2 protein-coding genes are annotated in these 2304 nt (G+C 65.7%); both read right to left on the reverse strand.

Annotated elements, in window-relative coordinates; translation table 11 throughout:
* Window positions 1-226: 226 nt before the first annotated feature.
* Window positions 227-1918 carry a PPC domain-containing protein gene (locus VNH11_23235; GenBank protein ID HVA49298.1) on the reverse strand — a complete coding sequence of 564 codons (1692 nt, stop codon included), beginning with the start codon at window positions 1916-1918 and terminating at the stop codon, window positions 227-229.
* Between the two features lie 157 nt (window positions 1919-2075).
* Window positions 2076-2304 (reverse strand): NAD(P)-dependent oxidoreductase (locus VNH11_23240; GenBank protein ID HVA49299.1); only part of this gene is annotated, 229 nt, incomplete at its 5' end.

Genomic DNA, 2304 nt, shown 5'->3' on the forward strand with positions numbered 1-2304 from the left:
GAACGGGCGCAGAGTGCTGTAGCAGAATTCGCAAGAATTCAAGCGTAACTCGCGTCCACGGCCAGACTTCTTGCGAAGCCAGCTACGGGACCATGAATAATCCGGGCTAGCAGGCCACAAGCCCAAGTTTTCATCGGCCCAGGCTCTGCCCAAGCCACCGTGAGTTTCTCATTCTCGGCCGCGTGAAGTAAAAGTTCACGCCACGTTACCGCGTTGACCGTCAGCCTTACTTGACCGTCAGCCACAACTCGGCGGTGCGCGCGGGGCGGCCCGCCAGCGCGGCGGTCGCGGCGTGGGTTCGCGGGACGGTGCCTGACGATTGTCCGATGATGCGAACCCGAGCGGAGCGGCTTCCCTCGGTGGCTGTGAGCGTGATTTTCACCGCCTTGGCTGTGTCGTCTCCGGGCAGCGATTTCACTTGGGCTTGAGTCACGCCGGCGGGCAAGCCTTCGACGTTGAACGTGATTTCGTCGGCGAAGCCGTGGCGGCGCTCGACCGCAATCGGAATCTCCAGCAGCGCACCGGCGGAAATCGCCAGCGCATGGGTTTCGACCGAGAGCGCGAAATCGCCAGTGAGTTGCACCGCCCGCAGCCGGTAATGATAACGCGGGCCGCCGTGCCGGTAGAGGTCGCTCACCGTCAGGCGGAATTCGCCGTCGGCCGGCGCGGTGAAGATCAGCTCGGCATCGGCGTTTGGGCCGACGTCGTCGATCCGCGCGAGCGATTGGTTCGCGGCGTCGGACACGTCCAACACCGCGTCGAGCGGATAGCCAAGCGATCTGCTCTCGATTTGGAACAGGAATGCCTGCCCCTTGGTGGCAATGAAGCTGAAAACGTCCCGATCGCGCGGCACGCCGATTCGACCGCTGATCGTACACGGCGGTTCGACTCGCTGCGGCTTTTCAGGCCCGTTCGGCTCCGACTCGACCGGCGTGGCATGAGGTTCGACCGGTACCAGGTAAACTCCGGCCCAGGCGGGATCGAAAAGCTCGACCGTGGCGGCGCCGACGGCCGGCGCAAGGGAGCGTGTCTTGGTCGCGTCGGGGATGTTCCAGCCGAAGGCTTCGATCGGGCTCGTGGCGCCGCGGGTCAGCGCCAAGGGCATAGCGGCGTCGAGGAAAGCGCCGCTGGTAATCGTCAGCCGGTAAATGTACGCCTCGTTGCCGGCCAGGCGGATCGCCGTATCGGGCGAGGCTGGGAACGCGAACGCGCGCACGAGGTAAACGCCGTCGGCTGGTGCCGTAAAGGTCAATTGTGGGTCAAGCCCGCGCTCGTCGTCGTTCTCGGCCAGCACGATGCCGCGCGGCGAGACGACTTGCAGCACGGCGTCGCACGGCGAGGCCAGCGTCTCGTGCGCTTCCAGCGAAGCCACCAGCGTCTGGCCCCGTGTCAAGGTCACGGCGAAAACATCGACATCGCCGGCCGGCGTGATGCGGCCATTGACGACCGCCGCCTGAGTGCCCAGCGTCTGAGGCGACTTCGTCTCGTTGTTCGGTTCCTGCTCCAACACTTCGGGTACGGTCCCCACCACGAATGCCTGTGGCGAGGCTGACCCCTCCGCGTCGTAAACCCGCAGCCAATAGAGCCCCGGCACGGCGTCGGCAGCGATCGTGACTTTCAGCTTTCCCTTTTCGTCCGCGGCGCTCACGTCCACTCCCGGCCGATCGACCCAGACTTGCGCCGGCCAATGGGCCAGCGTGCCGGCAACCGTGACCTCGACCGTCTGGCCTCGCTGGCCTCCGGCGGGAAAGAGGTACTGGACGGAGGGAGCGTCGGCCAAGGCCAGCGCCGCCAGCGCGTGCATCGACACCAGCATGAGCGGGATGCGGATTGCCCCTTTGAGCAACCGCCGCGAACTGGTCGTGGCTCCACGCCCTTTGTCGCCCCTTCGGGCCCTTCGGGGTTGGATGGTATCCAATTCGAACGCCTTCCTGGGGCTTAAAATGATTCTTGTAGGGTGGGCACTGCCCACCAGCATCGTATCATGGTCGAATCATGGTGGGCGGTGCCCACCCTACGGCCGCGACGCCAGTGCCCGCATGTTCCTACCCGACATTCCCATCTCGCCGCCAGCCTCATCTTCTTCGCCCGGCCACGTCCGGATTGATCCAGCAGCGCAGCGGCCGACCGGTGGCGCCGGCGATCAGGTTGTCGGCGGCGATCTCGGCCATCGCGTTGCGGCTGCTGACGGTGCCGCTGGCGATGTGCGGCGCGACGATCAGGTTGGGAAGCCTGAGCATGGGGTTATCTGCGAGCGGGGGCTCGGGGTCGGTGACGTCCAGCCCGGCGGCGAAGATTGTCCCC

Source organism: Pirellulales bacterium, from assembly GCA_035533075.1.
GTDB lineage: Bacteria > Planctomycetota > Planctomycetia > Pirellulales > JAICIG01 > DASSFG01.